The following is a 19,502-nucleotide window of genomic DNA, read 5'->3' as shown; positions in this document are numbered from 1 at the left end:
CAGGATTGCGTCAAGTCGGACCGAGCAAGGCGGCGGCCGGCAGGCGCGCAAACGCTACGCCCAGCTTGATGTGCCCGTGTTCGACGATGAGTGTCTCGTCGGTCAGTGTATTGGTCAATCGCGTGCCGTCGGGCAGGTTGATCGCGACTGTGGTGTCGGCCCAGACGGACTCGCCCAGTGGTGGGAGGATCGCTTCCCGGAGCAGCCGGGCAAACAAGCGTCCGGCAATGACCACCAGCGTTGCGCCTTCATGACGACGCGCGAACGCGACCACGTGCTGGGCATGCGCGCCGCTGACCTTGAGCGCGGTGTAGTCGCCATCGCGAAACAGCGCCTGCCGCTCGCGCCGTAGTGCCAGCAGGCGCCAGGTGATCCACAGCTTGGCACGGCCGTCCTGCGGCGCGGCCATCAGCGTTGGCAACTGCGTTGGATCGAGGGACTCCAGTGAGGCAAGATTTTGATTCAGCGCCTCATAGTCAACCGGCCGGCGATTGTCCGGGTCCACCAGCGTCAGGCCGATGGTTTCGTGGCCCTGGTAGAAATCCGGCACACCCGGGGAGCTCAACTTGAGCAGGGTCGTGCTCAAGCTGTTGAGTGCGCCGAACCACGCGAGCGTGGCGCCGAGCGCCTGCAGTTCGGTGAGGAAGGTGTTGTTTTCACTGTGCCCCAGCAGCGCCCGCACGAAGCCTTCGAGCGCGGCCTCGTAGTTCTCGTCCGGATGGGTCCAGCGGGTGTGGAGCTTGGCCTCGCGCGCCGCCTTTTGCATATAGCGCATGATGCGTTCGCGGTAAGGCGCCAGTGTCGTCTCGTCCAATTCGCCTACGGGCAGCGTGCCCAGCAGCGTTTGGTACAGCAGGTACTCGTCGCCGGGCGAGGGCGCCCCTGCCGCTGCGCCCCCTGCCTCCAGTCTGTGGCGCAGGCCGCGGTGGTGGGCGCGCCAGCGGCGCAAGGCCAGGCGCCAGCGCGCAGGCATTTCAGACAGCACGTTGATGCGATTGCGCACATCCTCCGAGCGTTTGTTGTCATGGGTGGAAGTTGCCAGCATGTTGTGCGGCCAGTACGCGGCCCGCGCGGCGTTGGCGGCGTGAAAGTTGGCCACCGTGACGCCGAAACGGCTTGGGTCGCCGCCGACCTCGTTGAGAGAACTCAAGGGGAAATAGCGATAAAAAGCCGTATCCTCGACACCCTTGGCCGCCACCGGCGCGCTGAATTGCTGGAACCGGATGGCAAAGCGGCGCACACGCTGGCACAGGCTCTCAGGGGCATCGGGCAGCGCCTGCCCGAGCAGGGTCTGGCGTATGAAGCCAAAGATCGACAGGTCGGCGTCATGGCTGTGGTGCTCGGCATCCCGCACGGCCCAGTCGACAAAGCGCTGGTCCTGCTCGGAGGCCGATTCAATGATGTAGGTGCGGTAGACCGGCAGGCAGGCGGCCACCTCGGTCAAGGCGCGGCGCAGCGCATTGAGTGTGTAGTCGCGGGTGCGCCGGTCGGCGCGTGCGATGCGCAGCAGTTCGGTTGAGAGGACATTGAGCTCGGAGGCCAGCGCGGTGCGAATGATGTCGAGCTTGCCGGCATAGGCCAGCTCGTCGAAACTCTCGCTGACGGCGGTGAAGTTGCGCCAGATCAGCGCGAATTTGGCCGCCGCCGAGGGGTCAACCAGCAGCCCGTTGACCGAGTTGGCAAAACGGTAGCCGGTCATGCCGTGGATGTGCCAGCCGAGCGGGATATCCTCGTGGAGCGCGGCGATCTTTTCCGCCACCACATAGAGTGGTCGGGCCGGCCGGCCCTGCTCATCCGGGCCCGCCAGCAGCAGGCCGGCGCGTCGCGCGTAGCCCTCCTGCAGTTGCTGGAAATAGCGCGCCGGATCGTACAGCCCGTCCGGATGATCGATGCGCAGCCCGTCCACCATGCCGGCCGCGGCGAGGTCCAGTGCAAACGACTGCGTGGCCTCGAACACCTCTTTGCGCTCCATGCGCAGGGCGGCGAGTTCATTGATATCAAAGAAGCGCCGGTAGTTGATGTCGTCGGCGGCGACGCGCCAGTAGGCGAGCCGGTAGGCCTGCACTTCGATCAGCGCATGCAACTCATCACGTGCGCCCGCCAGGTTGAGTTCCGCCACCACGCTGGCGATGGCCTGCGCCACGCTCGCCTGGCGCGCCAGCCGCGCCAGGCGGGCCTTGAGCAACTCCTTGTCACGCGAGCGCTCGGCACGTGCATCGGGGTCGGCAACGTCGCGCCCGGGCAGGTGACCGAAAGCGGTGGCCGTGCTGGCCACGCTGGCGGCCAGGTCCACATCACCGAGCCGCGCCTGCGCCGGCATCAAGACCTGCGGGTAGCTCTCGGGCGCCAGCGGGAAGCGATGGTCAAAGTAATGCAGCGCCAGGCTGCCGGCACTGTCGTCAAATCGCAGCTCGATCTTGCCGCTCATGAGGACATCGCCATAGTGGTCGCTCAGCACAGGGAGCAACACTTTGCCGGTGAGTTCGGGGTTGAGCGGCTGCCAGTCGATGTCGAAGTGCTGGGCAAAAAGCGAGGCCGGCCCGTTCTCCAACACGTCCATCCACCAGGCGTTGTCGCCGCCCATGACGCCCATGTGGTTGGGCACCATGTCGAGCAGCATGCCCATGCCGCGTTCACGTAAGCCCGCGCAGAAGCACTCGAAGCCTTCACGCCCGCCGAGTTCGGGGTTGACCTCATTGTGCGCCACCACGTCATAGCCATGCATGCTGCCGGCGCGTGCCCGCTGGATCGGCGAGCAGTAGACATGACTTACACCCAGGCGTGCCAGGTAGGGCAGGATGCGGATGGCATCCATGAAGGTGAAATCCTTGTGGAACTGAAGTCGGTAGGTGGCGCGCGGCACGATCGCCTGGGCACGGCTGCGCTTGGAGGCCGCACCGGACCCGCGTGGCCGCAGCCCGGACAGGGTGCGGCTCAAACTCAGCATCGCCTCGTCAGTGGCCAGTGCGGCCAGGTTCAGCGGCAGCTTGCGCCGCCAGTTGGGTTGTTCATCGGTGGTGCCGGGCACATTGATTTGTTCAGCGATGCCGAGCGCGTCCTCGAGTTGGACCGTCATGATCGCGCACGGTGTTGCCGCCAGAAACGCGTGAACCGCCTGTGCTGCATGCGCCGGCAGGTTTGACCCGGCCAGAACATCCGCCACCTCGCGCGCCGACAGCAGGTTGGCATGCTGCAGAGCCAACAGAAGCTGCACGCGCTCCTGGGCGCGGTCGAGCAGTTGCTTATCGAAGACCTGCAGGTCGGGGAACAGGCCGAGCTGCAGGCGCAGGCGCAAGTCCAGTCCGCACCACCAGCCGGCCAGTGTCGCCAGATCGTGCGTGCTGACGGCCACCAGCGCATTCGCCGGGTAGTCGGTCGCCGGTTTGAATTCGCCATTGTCCTGGCGTTCGAAGTACAGCAGGCGATAGGACAGCACGTCGAAACGCGCCAGCGCCGCACGCACCTCGTCGGCTACAGTGCCCAGGTCTTCGCCGATCACCATGCAGCGGTTGCGTTGGCTCTCCAACGCGACGATGGCCAGCATCTCGTCCTGCGCGTAATGCACGTAGGTGCCCGCGCGCGCGGTCTGCCCGGGGGGTATCCAGAACAGGCGCATCAAGCCCATCACGTGGTCAATGCGCAGCGCGCCCGCACCGCGCATATTGGCGCGCAAGGTGTCGATGAAGTAGCGATACTGGCTCGCGCGCAGGCGGTCCGGCCGCAGCGGCGGCAAGCCCCAACCCTGGCCATTCGGATTGAACTTATCGGGCGGGGCGCCGATGCTGGCATCCGCGGCAAAGCACGCGCGCTCGCACCAGACATCGGAGCCCGCGCGATCGACCGAGACTGCGAGGTCAACATACAGGCCCACACCCATGCCCAGCGCCTGGCAGTAGTCGCTCGCGCGTGCCAACTGGCTGGCCGCCAGCCATTGCAGGTACTGGTGGTACTGCACACGCTCGGCGTGTTGCTCGGCGAAGGATTTCAACTCGGGACTGTCGGGATCCTGGTACGCCAGCGGCCATCCCGGCCAACCGCCAATGGCGGCATCGTTGGCATGAAAATACGCCCGCAGCGCTTCAAAGAGGGCGTGGCGGTACAACGCTTCGCCGCCTTGGACCACGAACGCGAGAAAGGTGCGTCCGGCGTCGTCGCCCGCCTGCAGACCGTCGGGCGTCAAATGGTGTTCACGGAAATGACTGAACAATAATTCGAGCGCCTCGAATTTGACTGCGGCAACCCCAACATAGTCGACCAGCGGCGCCTCGCGCAGGCGCGCCAGCCGGCCCTGAAACTCGAAGGAATGAACCAGCCGCGCCAGCGCTGCACAGCTGGCGTAATCATCGACCGCCTCGACATCGATGTACAACACGTTGAGTTGCAGGCGCGATGAGGGGCTGTAAGGGCTGGCATGGGCCGGGTTGTGCACGAACAGCGCGTGCAAGGGGTTGATGCCTATGATGTCGGCACCCCGTTCAGCCATCTGTGCGACCAACTGCGCGAGATCGCTGAAGTCCCCGATGCCCCAGTTGCGCGGGGAGCGCAGTGCATACAGCTGCACCGTGGGTCCCCAGGCCTTGCCGCCATTCTGCAGTGCCGCCGGACGATAGCAACGCTCGGGTGCGCTGACCACCAGTGTCTCGCCGGCCAGGTCCGTCACGCTGAGGCGATGGTAGCCAGCGGCCAGCCGCAAGCTGAACGACAGCTTGCGCTCGCACCAGCTGACGCCGTCGAGTTCGGTTCGGTCGATCTCGGGCAGCGCATCGGCGGCGACCTCGCCCTGGTGCACAGTGCCGGTTTCCTCGCGCAGTTGCCAGCGGATACGGGCCAGCGAGGCGGGCAGGCGCAGCGACACGTCCCACGCCGGCGCCGACGCCTGAATCGCCACCACCGGCGGCAGCGCCTGGTGCCAGGCACAGCGCAGCACGGCTGCGAGTGCGTCAGGCGCGTTCGATTCGTCAGCCAGTGTGACGCCGAAATCCGACAGCAAGGCCAGCAAGCTCGCGCGTGCTACCGGGTGGCGCGTGCCCCAGATGTCATCGTACTCAGTGGCAATGCCAAAGTGTGCGCACAGTTGGCTCAACGCCTGCGCGTTGTGCTCGGTCCTCGGGCTAGACAAGATCGCTCTCCTGCAGCGTTAGAACGACTGCGCCGCGCGCGAGCCGCAGCGTGGCACCCGCCTCGGGTTCAAGGCCGGTTCCGTAGAGGCGTTCGCCCGGCGGGGCCACCACGCCGACGCGCGGTTGCATGCCGAAATGCGCGAGCAGATGCAGGCACGCACCATTCGCTGGAGTGCCCGCGTGGTCAAGCGTCCATTGAACCGACAGCGTCTCGCCCTCGCAGTGAAAGCGGCCAGTGCCTTGTTGGCCGGCCAGCAGGGGTACCAGTCGGCGTTGGCGCAGGTGCAGCAGGTGGCGTACCTCGTCCAGCCAATCCTTGTGAGGCGCGATGTCACGCTCTTCCCAGCGCAGTTTGGACGCCAGGAAGGTCGTTTCCATGTTCGGGTCAGGAATGCCCGCCTGGGTAGCTTCACTGGCGAACGCGGCAAAGCGGCTGAACTCGGCACGCCGTCCGCGCGACACCGCATCCGCCAACGCTGGACCGAAATCGCAGAAGTACAGAAAGGGCGTGGAGGCGGCGAACTCTTCGCCCATGAACAGCATGGGGATGTGCGGTGACAGCAACACGCAGGCGAGGGCGGCACGCACCAGCACCGGATCGCCCAATGCATGGATGCGTTGGCCGAAGGCGCGGTTGCCGACCTGATCGTGCGACTGCAAAAAAGAGACAAAGGCCGCCAGTGGCAGCTGTGTGCTCGGCTCGCCGCGCCGCTCGCCATGACGAAACGGCGAGGGCTGCCCCTGGTAGATGAAACCCTGCGCCAGTGCCCGCCCGAGTTGGGCCACGGGTGCGTCGGCGTAGTCAAGGTAGTAGCCATCGTTTTCGCCGGTGGCCAGCACATGGACGGCATGATGCAGATCGTCGTTCCATTGCGCTGTTGCGGCGAGCGGATCACCGCTGGCGTCGCGCGACAGAAGGGATGCCTGGTTGGCGTCGTTTTCCAAAACCACATGAACCTGGCGCTCACGACCCGGGCCGGCGCGCAGTGCTTCGCAGATCTCGCGCACGATATGGCGTTCGGAGTCATCACGTATGGCGTGAATGGCATCCATACGCAGGCCGTCGAACTGGAATTCTTCCACCCAGTAAATTGCGTTGTGAATAAAAAAGTCGCGCACAGTGCGCGAATCGGCACCGTCGTAGTTGATGGCCGCGCCCCAGGGCGTCTGGTGCGCCGGGTTGAAAAAATGCGGGCAGTAGGCGTGCAGGTAGTTGCCCTCCGGCCCGAAGTGGTTGTACACGACATCCAGCAACACCATCAGGCCGAGCCCGTGAGCGGTGTCGATCAGGGCTTTGAGCCCGTCCGGGGTGCCATAGGAGGCATCGGGCGCGAAGGGTAGTACGCCGTCATAGCCCCAGTTGCGCCGACCGGGGAATTCAGCGAGCGGCATCAGTTCCACGGCGGTGATGCCGAGCTCGGCCAGCGCCGCCAGGCGGCATTGTGCTGCGGCAAAGGTGCCCTCGGGGGTGAAGGTGCCAACATGCAATTCGTAAATCACGGCCTCTCGCCAGGGGCGGCCGCGCCAGGTGTCGTGCCGCCACAAATAGGCGTGTGGGTCAATCACCTGGCTGGCGCCGTGCACGTCGCTGGGGTTGCAGCGCGAGGCTGGGTCCGGCACGCGCAGGCCGTCGGGCAGACAGTAGCGGTAGTGGTCGCCGGCCTGCGCGCCGGGCAGCGTCAGCTGATGCCACCCGTCGGCGCTACGCGCCATCAAGTGTGCGAGCGCGCCAGCGTCTGGCCCGCTCTCAAGCACGACTTTTCCAACCCCTGGCGCCCACAGCGCAAAGTGCACGCCACCGCCCGACAGCACACTGGCGCCAAAAGGCATGGCATGGGCGTGTTTCATGGTCACTTCATGCAAGCGTCCTGGCGCGGGTCAGCAGTACCAGGGAGCGAGATTGCAGCGGATAGCTCGCCTGCCCCCACGCTGGCGGCGAAGCGAGCGGTAGACCGTTGTCGGCCGGTGGAAGGGCCTGGGTCGCGGTGTCAAGCAGCAGCAGCCACTCGCCCCCGCGCACCGGCGGCAGGGCAAAGGGTATCTCGGCATGGTGGCTGTTCAGGAGCAGCAGAAAGTCATCGTCGTGCAGTGTTTCGCCACGTGCGCCCCGCTCCGAAATGCCACAGCCCGACACCAGCATCGCCAGGCATCGCGCCTGGTTGTCGCTCCAATCCTTCCCCATCATCTCGCCGCCGTCGGGCTTGAGCCAGCACACATCCTTATCCGCGTCGCCCTCCTGCGGCTTACCTTCGAAGAAATTGCGCCGACGCAGAGACGGGTGCGCCCGGCGCAGCAGGATCAAGCGTTGCACAAAGGTATGCAAAGCGTCGCGCTCCGGAGTCGGGGTCCAGTCCAGCCAGGCCAGCTGGCTGTCCTGACAGTAGACGTTGTTGTTGCCCAGTTGCGTGTGGCCGCGTTCGTCACCGGCCAGCAGCATGGGCAAGCCTTGTGACAGCAGCAACGTGGCCAACAGGTTGCGCTTCTGGCGCTCCCGCAGAGCGAGAATAGCGGGGTCGTCACTCTCGCCCTCGGCACCGCAGTTCCAGGATAGGTTGTGGTTGTTGCCGTCGCGGTTATCTTCGCCATTGGCCTCGTTGTGCTTGTCGTTGTACGAGACCAGGTCGTGCAGCGTGAAGCCGTCGTGCGCCGTGACGAAGTTGATGCTGGCGTGGCTGCGTTTGCCCGACCAGCCGTAGAGGTCATGCGAGCCGGTGAGGCGCTGTGCAAGCTCACCGATCTGCCCGTCGTCACCTTTCCAGTACGCGCGCATGCCGTTACGGTAGCGGTCGTTCCACTCGGCCCAGCCGTGCGGGAAGTTGCCAACCCGATAACCACCGCTTCCCAAGTCCCAGGGCTCGGCGATCAGCTTGACGCGATTGAGCGTCGGGTCCTGGCGGATGGCATCGAAAAAGCCGCCCAGGTTCTCCACCTCACCGGCTTCGCGCGCCAGCGCGGAAGCAAGGTCGAAGCGAAAACCGTCGACATGCATCTCTTCAACCCAGTAGCGCAAGGAGTCCATCATCAACTGCAGCGCGCGCGGGTGCTCAATGTTGACGGTGTTGCCGCAGCCGCTGAAGTCGTCGTAATACCGGTGGTTGTCGGCGTTGGCGATGTAGTAGGACGCGTTGTCGATGCCGCGCAGGGAGAGCGTGGGCCCAAGCTGATTGCCCTCGCAGGTATGGTTGTAGACCACGTCAATGATCACCTCGATGCCGGCTGAGTGCAGCGTCTTCACCATGGTCTTGAATTCCTTGACCTTGCCCGAGGCGCTGTAGCGCACCTCTGGGGCGAAGAAGCCCAGGGTGTTGTAGCCCCAGTAGTTTGAAAGCCCCTTGCTGGCCAGGTGGCGTTCACTGACGTAGCTATGTACCGGTAGTAATTCAACCGTCGTGACCCCCAGGCGCTTCAGGTAGTCGACCACCGGGGCGCAGCCGAGCCCGGCGTAGGTGCCGCGCAATCGTGCTGGCACCTCCGGATGGGTCATGGTGAAGCCGCGCACGTGCAACTCATAGATGACCATGTCCTGCCACGGTACCGTGGGCCGGCGATCGTCGCCCCATGTGAAAGCGGGCTCGAGCACGCGGCTCTTGGGCACCAGCGGCGCACTGTCGCGGCGGTCGAACGAGAGGTCCTCGCGCTTGCTTCCGATGGTGTAGCCATAGAGCGCATCGCCCCAGCGCAATTGGCCGATAAGGTCTTTGGCATAGGGATCAACCAACAGTTTGTTGGGGTTGAAGCGGTGGCCCTCTTCGGGTTTGTAGGGGCCGTGCACGCGGTAACCGTAGGCCAGACCCGGGCGGGCCTCGGGCAGGTAGCAGTGCCAGATGTCGTCGGTGCGTTCGCGAATCTCGATGCGTTGGCGTTCGTGACGACCGGTCTCGTTGAACAGACACAACTCTACTTTCTCGGCATGTTGCGAGAACAGCGCAAAATTGACGCCTTCGCCGTCCCAGTGGGCGCCGCGCGGATAAGCCCGGCCGGGCCAGATTGCGGTGATCAGCTCATTTGTTTTCATGGTCGAGGGTGTCCCTGGCCTTCTTGTCGCGCGGCCACCAGTGCTCAATGCGTTCGGCCGCCCAGTCCCGGCCACCCAGACCAAAGGCGAGTGCCAGCGCAAACACGATGCCGGCAAGAATCACCAGGAAGCTCTCGCGAATAATGTCGCCTCCGACCTTGATCTGCTCCAGTGCAATCAGGACCACGAAAGCCATGATGGCGTACTGCGCCAGCCTGCCCAGGAGGCTCGCATCCGGCAGCTTGAGGCTGCTGACGACAGTGTTTCCGACGAAGCGCGCGAAGTAAGAACCGAACGCCAGCACCCCCAGTGCAACAAAGACATTCGGAATAAACCACACCACGCGCGACAGCAGGTCAGTGATGTAGGTCAGGCCGAGTCCGTTGAAGGCAATCAGCAGGGCCGCCAGAACGACCAGCCAGTACAGGAGCATGCCGAAGAGGGAGGTCGTGTCGCCGGACATGCCGCCTTGGCGCAGGAAGTTGTCCAGGCCCGAGCGCTCGGTGAGGACGTTGAAATTAATCGCACGCAATGCCTTGGTCACCGCAATACGTGCCACCTTGGCAAGCAGCCAGCCGGCCAGCACCACCACCACGGCGATCAGCAGGCGTGGAAGGAACGCACCAATCTGAAAAAGGATGGCCCGCAAGGGTTCGAGCTGAATGTCCAGTTTTTCCATGATCTCTACTCCAGTTGGGGTTGCAGGTGCAAAGGCGACCTCAGCTTGTCAAGCCCGTATCGGGGCCAATCAGGGCCAGGATACCTTGCAAAGGCACTTGGATCCAGTCGATGCGATTATTGAGCTCGTATCGGAGTTCGTAAAGTGCCTTTTCAAGTTCGAACAAAGCGAGCAGGTCCAGGTCAACCGGCTGCCCCGATTTGACGGACACCATGGTGTGCTCGTAGGCCGCCAGGAAAGCCTCGCGGGTGCTGCGTTCCCATTCGCGCACTGCGGGTTCCAGTTGGTCAATCTCGGTAGCATTTTGTGCCACGCGCCGCAGCGCTGACCAGCGTGCATAGTTGAAAGACCGCAGCATGCCGGCCACGTCGCGCAACGGTGAACTCTTGGTGCGGCGTTCTTCAAAGCTGCGGGCTGGCTCACCCTCGAAATCGATAATCACGAAATCGTTGCCGGTTACGAGGACTTGGCCCAAATGGTAGTCGCCGTGGTAGCGTGTTTTGATGCTGACCTTCCCCTCGGTCTTGACGGCGGCGATGCGAGTCTGCAGTCGGTCCTGTTGCAACAGCAGGGCTTGGGCTCCATCTTGGGCGGCTGCGGGCAATTGCGCCTGGCGCTCGCGCAGCAGTGACAATGTGGCGGTGGCCTCTCTAGCCGCCCGGTCCTTGAACGCGACGACATCTCTCGACAAGAGAGGTTCGGGGTCGAAGGCCGGCTCTGCTGTGTGTTGCGCCAGTGCGAGGTGAAGCTCCGCAGTGCGCTGGCCGAGCGTGGCGGCCAAAGCCAGGAAGCCGCCATGCGTTTCGCCTGCGGCGGCATTGACGTCGCCCGAGATGCGCAGCTCTTCCAGGAAGCGCTCGACGTAACGTGATGTGTAGTCCCAACCATCCCCTTGATTGGACACGTAACCTTGGATCAGAGCCAGCGTCATGACGTTGCCATCGTTCATGAAGTATTCGAGTGCGCCCAGCACCGGCACGCAGTTCGGGTAGCGTACGACTTCAGTCAGGAAGCGACCCATCTCCAGTTCGGGATTCAGGCCCTGGCGCAGACGACGGTAGCCCTTGAGAAAAAGCGTGTCATCCAGTGTCACAACCGTGTTGCTGCTCGTCGTGCTCGGACGCGACACCGTTAGCGCGGCGATGTCCGAGGTGAAGTTTTTGAACACCCTCGTGGGTTTGAACTGCAGGCGTCCGGCTGCGGTGGAAATTTCCATGTCGGCGCCGATAGCCTGGACCAAGGCGCGGCAGAAGGCCGGGTCGTAGAAAGCATCGCCCATGACGCCAGTGTTGGCCTGCTGGCGTACCTTGGCCAGTGCGGCGGGCGCGAGGTTGGCGATGCGCTCTTCGTCGCGCTCCTCCCACGCCAACGCCAGCGGCATGAAATAGGTCGATTCCCCGACGGGTCCGTCCAGTTTCAGAATGGGCAGCATCCAGCTGAAGTTGCCTGCCTCCCACACCGCATGATCGACCAGCCGTGCGCGTTCAATGGGCGTGCCTTTGGATGCGTACCAACGCTGGATCTCAATATGACGCGGCAGTGTGTCCGTTTCGAATTGCGTGCGCATGCGGTCGGCCATTCCGATTCGCCACGGCATCACGCGATCGCGAAAGAAGCTGGTCCAGCCATCAAACAGCACCAGCGTCGGGCGGTCTTGCAGTGCCACATACTCCTGATGCCAGCTCGGAACTTCAGCGTCGGCGGCGAGCCGGAACCAGAAAAAACCGAATGACGGCAGCGTCAGCAGATAAGGCAGCTCGCTAATCGGCGGGAACGAGGTGCGTCCCAACATCTCGACCGGCACACGGCCCTTGTAGGCCGACAGCTCCAGCTCCACCGGTTGCGCCGCGCGTGACAGATTGAACACGGCCAGGATGGTGTCGTCCTCGTACACGCTCAGGTACGCCAGGATCTTGCGGTTGCCAGGCTTGAGGAAGCTGCGCTTGCCGCGGCCGAAGGCCCGGCTGCTTTTGCGCACGGCGAGCATCCGTTTGGTCCAGTTGAGCAGCGAGCTGATGTCGCGCGCCTGGGCCTCGACGTTGAGGGCCTCGTAGCCGTACATCGGATCCATGATGGGTTGCAGGTACAGGCGCTGCGGATCGGCACGGGAGAAACCGGCGTTGCGGTCGGGGCTCCACTGCATCGGTGTACGCACGCCGTTGCGGTCGCCGACGAACATGTTGTCGCCCATGCCGATCTCGTCACCGTAGTAGATGATGGGCGAGCCGGGCATCGACAGCAGCATTGCGTTCATCAGCTTGATGCGATCCGCGTCGTTCTCCATCAGCGGGGCGAGGCGGCGGCGAATACCCAGGTTGATCCGTGCCCGCGGGTCGGTCGCATACATGCGGTACATGTAGTCCCGTTCCTTGCTAGTCACCATTTCCAGGGTCAGTTCATCGTGGTTGCGCAGAAAGATGGCCCACTGGCAGCCGTCGGGGATTTCCGGCGTTTGCTGCATGATTTCGATGATCGGGTGACGGTCTTCCTGAGCGATGGCCATGTACATGCGTGGCATCAGCGGGAAGTGGTAGGCCATGTGGCATTCGTCGCCGTCGCCGAAGTATTCTCGAACGTCCTCGGGCCACATATTGGCTTCAGCCAGCAGGAAGCGGTTCTTGTATTGCGCGTCGATGGCCGCGCGCAGTTGCTTGATCACCGCGTGCGTCTCCGGGAGGTTCTCGTTGCTGGTGCCATCACGCTCGATGAGGTAGGGAATGGCGTCGAGGCGGAAACCGTCAACGCCCATGTCGAGCCAGAATCGCATGGTTTTGAAGATCGCTTCGAGCACTCTGGGATTGTCGAAATTCAAATCAGGCTGATGACTGAAGAAGCGGTGCCAGAAGAAGGCCTTGGCCATCGGGTCCCAGGTCCAGTTGGAGGTCTCGGTATCGGTGAAGATGATGCGCGTGCCGTTGTACAACTGATCGCTATCGCTCCAGACATAGAACTCGCGCTCGGGCGAGCCCGGTGGCGACCGTCGCGCTGCCTGGAACCACGGGTGATCGCTCGATGTGTGGTTCATGACGAGCTCTATGATCACCCGCAAGTCGCGTTTGTGCGCCTCGGCCAGCATCTCACGAAAGTCGTCGAGCGAGCCGTATTGTGGGTGAACGTCTTCATATTCCGCAATGTCGTAGCCGTCGTCGCGCATCGGCGAGGGATAGAAGGGCATCAGCCAGATGGTGTTGACCCCCAGGTCCCGGACATAGTCGAGCTTGGCTGCGACACCCTTGAAGTCACCCATGCCGTCGTCGTTGCTGTCGAAAAACGCTTTGACGTTGAGCTGGTAGATGACCGCGTCGCGGTACCACAGCGGATCGTCGCGGCTGTCAATCTCGACAGTTTCGAGCGTCAGATTGGTTGCAGGTGCGTTCATCGGTGGCCGGTTTCAAAAATAGTAATCGAAGTCGCGTTCATCGCGGACGCGCCGGCGCACGACGAAGACGTGTGCTGGCGCGTTGTGCGGATCGAGACGGATATAGTGATGCCGGCCTTGCCACACAAAGCGCTGGTTGCTTAGCAGGTCGTGCATCTGAAACGGATGCGAGGCATCCACTCCGATCGATTCGGGGTCCAGATGAACCATGCCAGACTGGACGTTATGGGGGTCAAGATTGACCACCGTGACCACCACGTTGCTGCCGTCATCCGAGGTTTTCGAGTAGGCCAGAAGCTGGTCGTTGTCGATGGGCAGGAAGCGCAGGCTGTGGTCCGCATGAAGCGCAGCGTTGTCGTGACGGATCTGATTGATTCGGGTAATGAAGGGTGCAAGGCTATCTGGATCATCATTGTTCCAGTTGCGCAGTTGATATTTTTCGGAGTTGAGATACTCCTCGCTGCCGGGCGACTTCGGCAAATGCTCGCGCAACTCATAGGCCGGGCCGTAGATACCATAACTTGCCGCCAATGTGGCGGCAAGAACCAGACGGGCCATGTACATGGCGGGCTCGCCGCTTTGCAGCTGTTCGTGCAGGATGTCCGGTGTGTTCGGCCAGACATTGGGGCGGAAGTAGTCAACACCCGGACCGCCTGAAAGCTCCGTGAAATAATTCGTCAATTCCTGTTTGTTGTTGCGCCAGGTGAAATAGGTGTAAGACTGTGTGAAGCCGAGTTTGGCCAGCCGGTGCATGACCTTTGGCCGGGTGAAGGCTTCGGCCAGGAAGAGAACATCGGGGTGCTTGCGCTTGATTTCGCAGATTGCCCACTCCCAGAACGGGAAGGCCTTGGTGTGCGGGTTATCCACGCGGAAGATTTTTACTCCCTCAAGAATCCAGTAGTCGAACACGCTTTTTAGCTCTGCCCACAAGCCGCGCCAATCTTCACTTTCGAAATTGAACGGGTAGATATCCTGGTATTTCTTCGGTGGGTTCTCGGCACACTGCACGCTGCCGTCAGGGCGCCAGCGAAACCAGCTCGGGTGCGCCTTGACGTAGGGGTGGTCGGGCGAGCACTGAAAGGCGATGTCGAGCGCGATCTCAAGCCCAAAGTCCGCGGCCTTGGCCACCAGGTGCCTGAAATCTTCCGGTGCACCCAGTGTCGGCAGGATCGACTTGTGGCCACCCTCGACGGCACCGATCGCCCAGGGACTGCCGACATCACCAGGCTCACTGGCCAGTGCATTGTTTTTGCCCTTGCGCTGCATCAGTCCGATGGGATGGATCGGTGGGAAGTACAGAACATCGAACCCCATCGCTGCGATCACAGGCAGGCGGGCCTCCACATCTTTGAAAGTGCCGTGTCGGCCAGGCTCAGGCCCGGCAGAGCGAGGAAATAACTCGTACCAGGTGCTGAAGCGCGCGCGAGCGCGGTCCGCGACCAGCGGCAACTCCTGATCGGAGTTTGCAGCCAGACTGCGGTCCGGATAACGTGCTGCCAATTGAGCTAGAGCCTCATCCAGCGCCAGTGCCTTGAGGAGTGTCGCGTCGACCGTGCGGTCGCTTGCTGCTGCCCTTAGATCCTTGGCCCATTTGGACAGCGTCTTGCAGTCTCTGCCGCGCGCGCGCTGTGCCGCTGCAGAGATATCAATTGCGCCTACCTGCGACGCAATGCGGATGTCGTCAACATCGGTGCGGCGCGTCATCTCGTAGCGCCACGACTCGAACGGATCTACCCAGGCGGTGACCGAGTAACGATAGTGTCCGACCGCAATGGGTGTGAACTCGGCGGACCAGACGTCGTTGCCCAGCGGCTTCATGGGGACTTCGTGCACTTCGGCCTGCTCTTCCTTGCGCCAGCGCAGCACGACGCGCAACACGTCGTGGCCATCGGTGAAGCAATGGGCCGTGACCGCCATACTTTCACCCGCCACCCGTTTCACCGCGAAACGGCCACCGTCCACATTGGGAAGAACGGCGTCAATCACGGCGCGAATGCGCCCGTCCTCGACTGAGGCGCACGGCAATGGTGTTCGGGCTGTGGCGGATTTAGGCATGGGGCACGTGTTCAAAGATGAGTGTGGACAGGGGCGGCAAAGTCAGGCACACCGAATGGGGTCGGCCGTGGAATCGCACGGGAGATGCTTCGACCCCGCCCAGGTTGCCCCAACCCGAGCCACCAAATTCGCTGGCGTCGCTGTTGATCACTTCACGCCAGAAACCGGCCAATGGCACGCCGAGCATGTAATTGGTGCGTGGCACCGGTGTCATGTTGCAGACGATCAGCACCGGTGCTCCACGCTCACGCGGCTTGCGCAGGAAGGCAAAAACGCTGGTGTCAGTCGCGTCGGCCTCCACCCATTCAAACCCGGCGGGAGAAAAGTCCAGCTGGTAGAGGGCTGGCAGGCTGCGGTACACGCGGTTAAGCTGCGCCACGTAGCGTTGTAGTCCGGCATGACCTTCCAGCTTTGTGACCCACCATTCCAGCTCGCCGTCGTGGGTCCATTCGCGCCGCTGGCCGAACTCGCCGCCCATGAAGAGCAGCTTCTTGCCAGGATGAGCCCACATGTAGCCGAACAGCGCACGCAGGTTTGCAAACTGCTGCCAGGCGTCGCCGGGCATCTTGCCCAAGAGCGATCCCTTGCCATGCACCACCTCGTCGTGTGACAGCGGCAGGACAAAATTCTCGTTGAAGGCATACACCAGCGAGAAGGTCAGCTTGTGATGGTGGTATTTGCGGTGGATCGGCTCTTCCTGCATGTACGCCAGGCTGTCGTGCATCCAGCCCATATTCCACTTCATGCCAAAACCCAGCCCGTCCATGTCGGTCGGCCGCGACACGCGCGGCCAGGCAGTTGACTCCTCGGCGATGGTGAGCGTGTCGGGATGCTCACGGTAAACAGCCTTGTTCAGTGTCTGCAAGAAATCGACGGCTTCCAGGTTCTCTCGCCCACCATGACGGTTTGGAATCCACTCGCCCTCCTTGCGGGCATAGTCAAGGTAGAGCATGGAGGCGACGCCGTCCACCCGCAGGCCGTCCAGGTGGTACTTGTCCAGCCAGAACAGTCCCGATGAAATCAGGAAGCTGCGCACTTCATTGCGCCCGTAGTTGAAGATGCTCGAGTTCCATTCGGGGTGGAAGCCCTGCCGCGGATCGGAATGTTCGAACAGATGGGTGCCATCGAAATAGCCAAGCCCGTGCTCATCCGTCGGAAAATGCGAGGGCACCCAGTCCAGCAACACACCGATTCCGCGCTGGTGCAAGTGATCGACGAAGTGCATGAAGTCCTGCGGTGTGCCGAAGCGCGAGGTAGGTGCGAAGTACCCGGTTGTCTGGTAGCCCCATGAGCCATAAAACGGATGCTCGGTCACCGGCATCAGCTCAACATGGGTGAAGCCCATCTCGATCACATAGTCGGCCAGCGAATGCGCAAGTTCGCGGTAGTCGAGGAAGTGTCCGTCCTTGCGCCGCCAGGAGCCAAGATGGATCTCATAGATGGACATCGGTGCATCGAGCGCGTTTTTCGGACCGCGCGATGACATCCACTGATCGTCTTTCCAATCGTGTTCAATGCTCCAGACGCGCGAGGCCGTTGCAGGGGGTGCTTCCGCATAGAACGCGAACGGGTCCGCCTTGTCCACGACGTAGTTGCCATGACTTGATTGAATGCGGTACTTGTAGCCCTGACCGCGAACCGCGTTCTCGACGAAACCTTGCCAGATGCCGGAGCCGTCGTCGCGCAGATCAAGGCGATCCACATTGCCGGCCCAGTAATTCCAGTCGCCGACGACAGAGACGGATTCAGCGTTTGGTGCCCAGACTGCGAAATTCGCGCCGCCGTTGGACTGCAAGTGGCAGCCCAGCTTGTTGTACAGCTTCGCGTGTGTTCCCTCACGGAAGAGATAGATGTCGTGATCGCTCTTCATATAGTTTTCAGCTTAGCACACAGGGCTCATTCATGGACATTCCCTATCGCAAGGCAGACGATGTCTGCAGGCCGCCTTCAGCCCCATGGAAAGCGTCAAAGCGCGTTTATTTCACAGGGGCGACGTGCCTGGCTTATCAGTCACCCGACTGCGCCGACGTTTGGTGGCGGCATCGAGCAGCATGCGCCCGGCCCAGCGGAAGACGTTGAATTCGGCCACCAGACCGCGCATGAGCCGCATGCGGTCGCGCTGCTCGGCCTCGGGCATGCTCAACGCCAGGTGCAGGGCAGCCGCGCACTGGTCGGCATCGTACGGGTTGACGATCAGGGCTTCGGGCAACTCCCTTGCGGCCCCGGTGAATTCGGACAGTACCAGCACACCGCGTTCATCGTCGCGGGCGGCGACGAACTCTTTGGCCACCAGGTTCATGCCATCGTGCAGGCTGCTGACAAAGCACAGATCAGCGGCGCGGAAATATTCATAGACCTGGGGTGGCGCGTGCTGCTCAATCTTCAGCAGGATGGGGGCGGGTCCGCGGCTCCTAAAGCGCGCATTGATGCGCGCTGCCAGGGCACGCACCTGCGCCTCGTGGTGCTGGTACTCGTCGATCCCCGTGCGCGTCGGTGCGGCAATCTGAACAAACGTGAAATGGCCGATCCAGTTCGGATTCAACTCCAGCAGACGCTCAATGGCCCGAAAGCGTTCCAGGATGCCTTTGGTGTAATCCAGACGGTCAACGCCGATGCCCAGCTTGTGTTCGGGTGGCAAGTCGTTTAGCTGGCGAATGTGGCTGCGGCAATCGGGCACGTTCTTTTGCAGCAGTTCCGGGTCCGGTGGCCAAGCGATGGAAATCGGGTAACGCCGCACGGCGGTGAGTTTGCCCCCAAAAGAGACATTGAACGATTCGCGGTCGACCCGCGCTTCCAGAAAGCGGTCCACCGTATCAACAAAATTGTTGCAATGGGACTGGGTGTGAAAACCCATGATGCTGCTGCCCAGCATGCCCGCCAATATCTCCTCACGCCATGGGCAAATGGCAAACGACTCGGGGTTAGGCCAGGGGATGTGCCAGAAGCTGATGATGGTGGCATCAGGCAGCTCGTCGTGGATCATCTTGGGCAACAGCGCAAAGTGGTAGTCCTGCACCAGCACAATCGGGTTTTTGGTCTTGGCCTCACTCACCACCGCCTTGGCAAACTTGCGGTTAACCGCCACGTACTGCGTCCAGTCGCTGGAGCGGAAAATAGGCCGAACGTGGGCGATGTGGCACAGGGGCCAAAGCCCCTCATTGGAAAAACCGTAGTAGTAGCCCGCTTCTTCCTCAGGCGTCAGCCAGACACGGCGAATATGGTAAGCGGGGTTTTCGGGTGGCACGGCCACACGGTCGTCTTTGTCAACCACCTCCGGGTCGGCCGAGCCACTGCCGTGTGCAACCCAGGTGCCCGAGCAGGCGCGCATGATCGGCTCCAGCGCTGTTACCAGGCCGCTCGCGGGGCGATGGACCTCGATGCGCTCACCGCGGCGTTGGTGGATGTAGGGTTCGCGGTTGGACACCACAATCACGTCCTCGCCACGCAGCTCGCCATGCAAAATGGTACGCAGGGTCTCCGCCGTCCAGGTGAGCTGGCTTTCATCGCGAGCTCGGGTCTCGGCCTCCAATTCACTGATGAGGCGTTGCAGGTCGCGTGCAATCGGCTTGAAGCCGGGCAGGCCGGGTGGGGCGCTGATTTCAGGCCGGCGCAGCAGCCCCTCGCCCCGCAGCAGAGCGCGCACACCGGCCATCCAGCCGCGCCATGAGAGCTGGGCCACGATCACCGTGATCAGCGAGACTGCCGCCCCCAATGCCATAAAGACATAGAAAAGGTAGCGTTTGGTTTCTTCGCTGCGCCGGGTGATGAAGCTCATGTCGTGCACCACAACCAGCTGGCCGGTCGGTCCGGCCTCGGTGCCCATGGGTTTCACTGCCACGTGTAATGGTCCCTGGGCGCTTGGTAGCAGGTGATCGCTCGGGACGTTCCAGCGGTCAAGATTGTCGCAACGAATCTCCGCCGGAAGCTGGTAGCTGGCCATCATCGGGGCCGTGGGCGTGGCGCAGTACCCCACCGCGAAAATCCGTTCATCCTGCGTGATGCGGTTGAAGAATTCTGTTATTTTTGCCTTCTTGCCAGTAGCGAGTTGCTCCTGCAGCGGTTCCTGAAAGGTGCTGGCGATCAACGATGAACGGCCGTCGAGATCGCGCACAAACCAGCTCAGCGTCAATCGGTCGATCAGAGGCGCGACGGCGTAGGCAATGCCCGCCAGCACCAGCAGCAGTGGCAGAACGAAGCGTAAAGAGAGTCGCATATCTTTCCTTGTAGCGCTGTTTCAAGCACAGACCGGTTTTA

At 62.5% G+C, this 19,502-nt stretch carries 8 protein-coding genes; all 8 read right to left on the bottom strand.

Going from position 1 to position 19,502, the window contains the following annotated elements; genetic code table 11:
• Positions 1–10: 10 nt before the first annotated feature.
• Positions 11–5,119 (bottom strand): malto-oligosyltrehalose synthase, encoded by a 5,109-nt coding sequence (locus tag WA157_RS07660; protein WP_422620379.1) that lies wholly within the window; start codon positions 5,117–5,119, stop codon positions 11–13.
• Positions 5,112–6,968, bottom strand: a complete 1,857-nt coding sequence (treZ, locus tag WA157_RS07655; RefSeq protein ID WP_422620378.1) for a malto-oligosyltrehalose trehalohydrolase — start codon at positions 6,966–6,968, stop codon at positions 5,112–5,114. Before treZ ends, WA157_RS07660 begins: the two co-directional genes overlap by 8 nt.
• A gap of 7 nt (positions 6,969–6,975) precedes the next feature.
• Positions 6,976–9,135, bottom strand: a complete 2,160-nt coding sequence (glgX, locus tag WA157_RS07650; protein WP_422620377.1) for a glycogen debranching protein GlgX — start codon at positions 9,133–9,135, stop codon at positions 6,976–6,978.
• Entirely contained in the window at positions 9,122–9,814 is a 693-nt protein-coding gene (locus tag WA157_RS07645; RefSeq protein ID WP_422620376.1) for a mechanosensitive ion channel family protein, read from the bottom strand. Before WA157_RS07645 ends, glgX begins: the two co-directional genes overlap by 14 nt.
• A 40-nt stretch (positions 9,815–9,854) precedes the next feature.
• Positions 9,855–13,193: a maltose alpha-D-glucosyltransferase gene (treS, locus tag WA157_RS07640; RefSeq protein ID WP_422620375.1), complete on the bottom strand. Its 3,339-nt coding sequence runs from the start codon at positions 13,191–13,193 to the stop codon at positions 9,855–9,857.
• 12 nt (positions 13,194–13,205) lie between these two features.
• Complete coding sequence (locus tag WA157_RS07635) at positions 13,206–15,248, bottom strand: alpha-1,4-glucan--maltose-1-phosphate maltosyltransferase (RefSeq protein ID WP_422620374.1); 2,043 nt, start codon at positions 15,246–15,248, stop codon at positions 13,206–13,208.
• Positions 15,241–17,118, bottom strand: a complete 1,878-nt coding sequence (glgB, locus tag WA157_RS07630) for a 1,4-alpha-glucan branching protein GlgB (protein ID WP_422620373.1) — start codon at positions 17,116–17,118, stop codon at positions 15,241–15,243. Before glgB ends, WA157_RS07635 begins: the two co-directional genes overlap by 8 nt.
• Positions 17,119–17,229: 111 nt before the next feature.
• A complete protein-coding gene (locus WA157_RS07625) occupies positions 17,230–19,461 on the bottom strand; it encodes an alpha,alpha-trehalose-phosphate synthase (UDP-forming) (protein WP_422620372.1) in 2,232 nt (743 codons plus the stop codon).
• Between the last annotated feature and the right edge of the window lie 41 nt (positions 19,462–19,502).

This window comes from Rhodoferax ferrireducens (assembly GCF_049302455.1).
Taxonomy (GTDB): Bacteria; Pseudomonadota; Gammaproteobacteria; order Burkholderiales; family Burkholderiaceae_C; genus Rhodoferax; species Rhodoferax ferrireducens_B.
Note: the sequence above shows the minus strand (reverse complement) of the source record. Positions and strands in the feature narration are given on the sequence as shown.

Bases quoted from the DNA above. Each gene is read 5' to 3' on its own strand.
- treZ (WP_422620378.1), bottom strand. From the start codon at position 6,968: ATGAAACACGCCCATGCCATGCCTTTTGGCGCCAGTGTGCTGTCGGGC.
- WA157_RS07625 (WP_422620372.1), bottom strand. From the start codon at position 19,461: ATGCGACTCTCTTTACGCTTCGTTCTGCCACTGCTGCTGGTGCTGGCG.
- treS (WP_422620375.1), bottom strand. From the start codon at position 13,193: ATGAACGCACCTGCAACCAATCTGACGCTCGAAACTGTCGAGATTGAC.
- glgB (WP_422620373.1), bottom strand. From the start codon at position 17,118: ATGAAGAGCGATCACGACATCTATCTCTTCCGTGAGGGAACACACGCG.
- WA157_RS07645 (WP_422620376.1), bottom strand. From the start codon at position 9,814: ATGGAAAAACTGGACATTCAGCTCGAACCCTTGCGGGCCATCCTTTTT.
- WA157_RS07635 (WP_422620374.1), bottom strand. From the start codon at position 15,248: ATGCCTAAATCCGCCACAGCCCGAACACCATTGCCGTGCGCCTCAGTC.
- glgX (WP_422620377.1), bottom strand. From the start codon at position 9,135: ATGAAAACAAATGAGCTGATCACCGCAATCTGGCCCGGCCGGGCTTAT.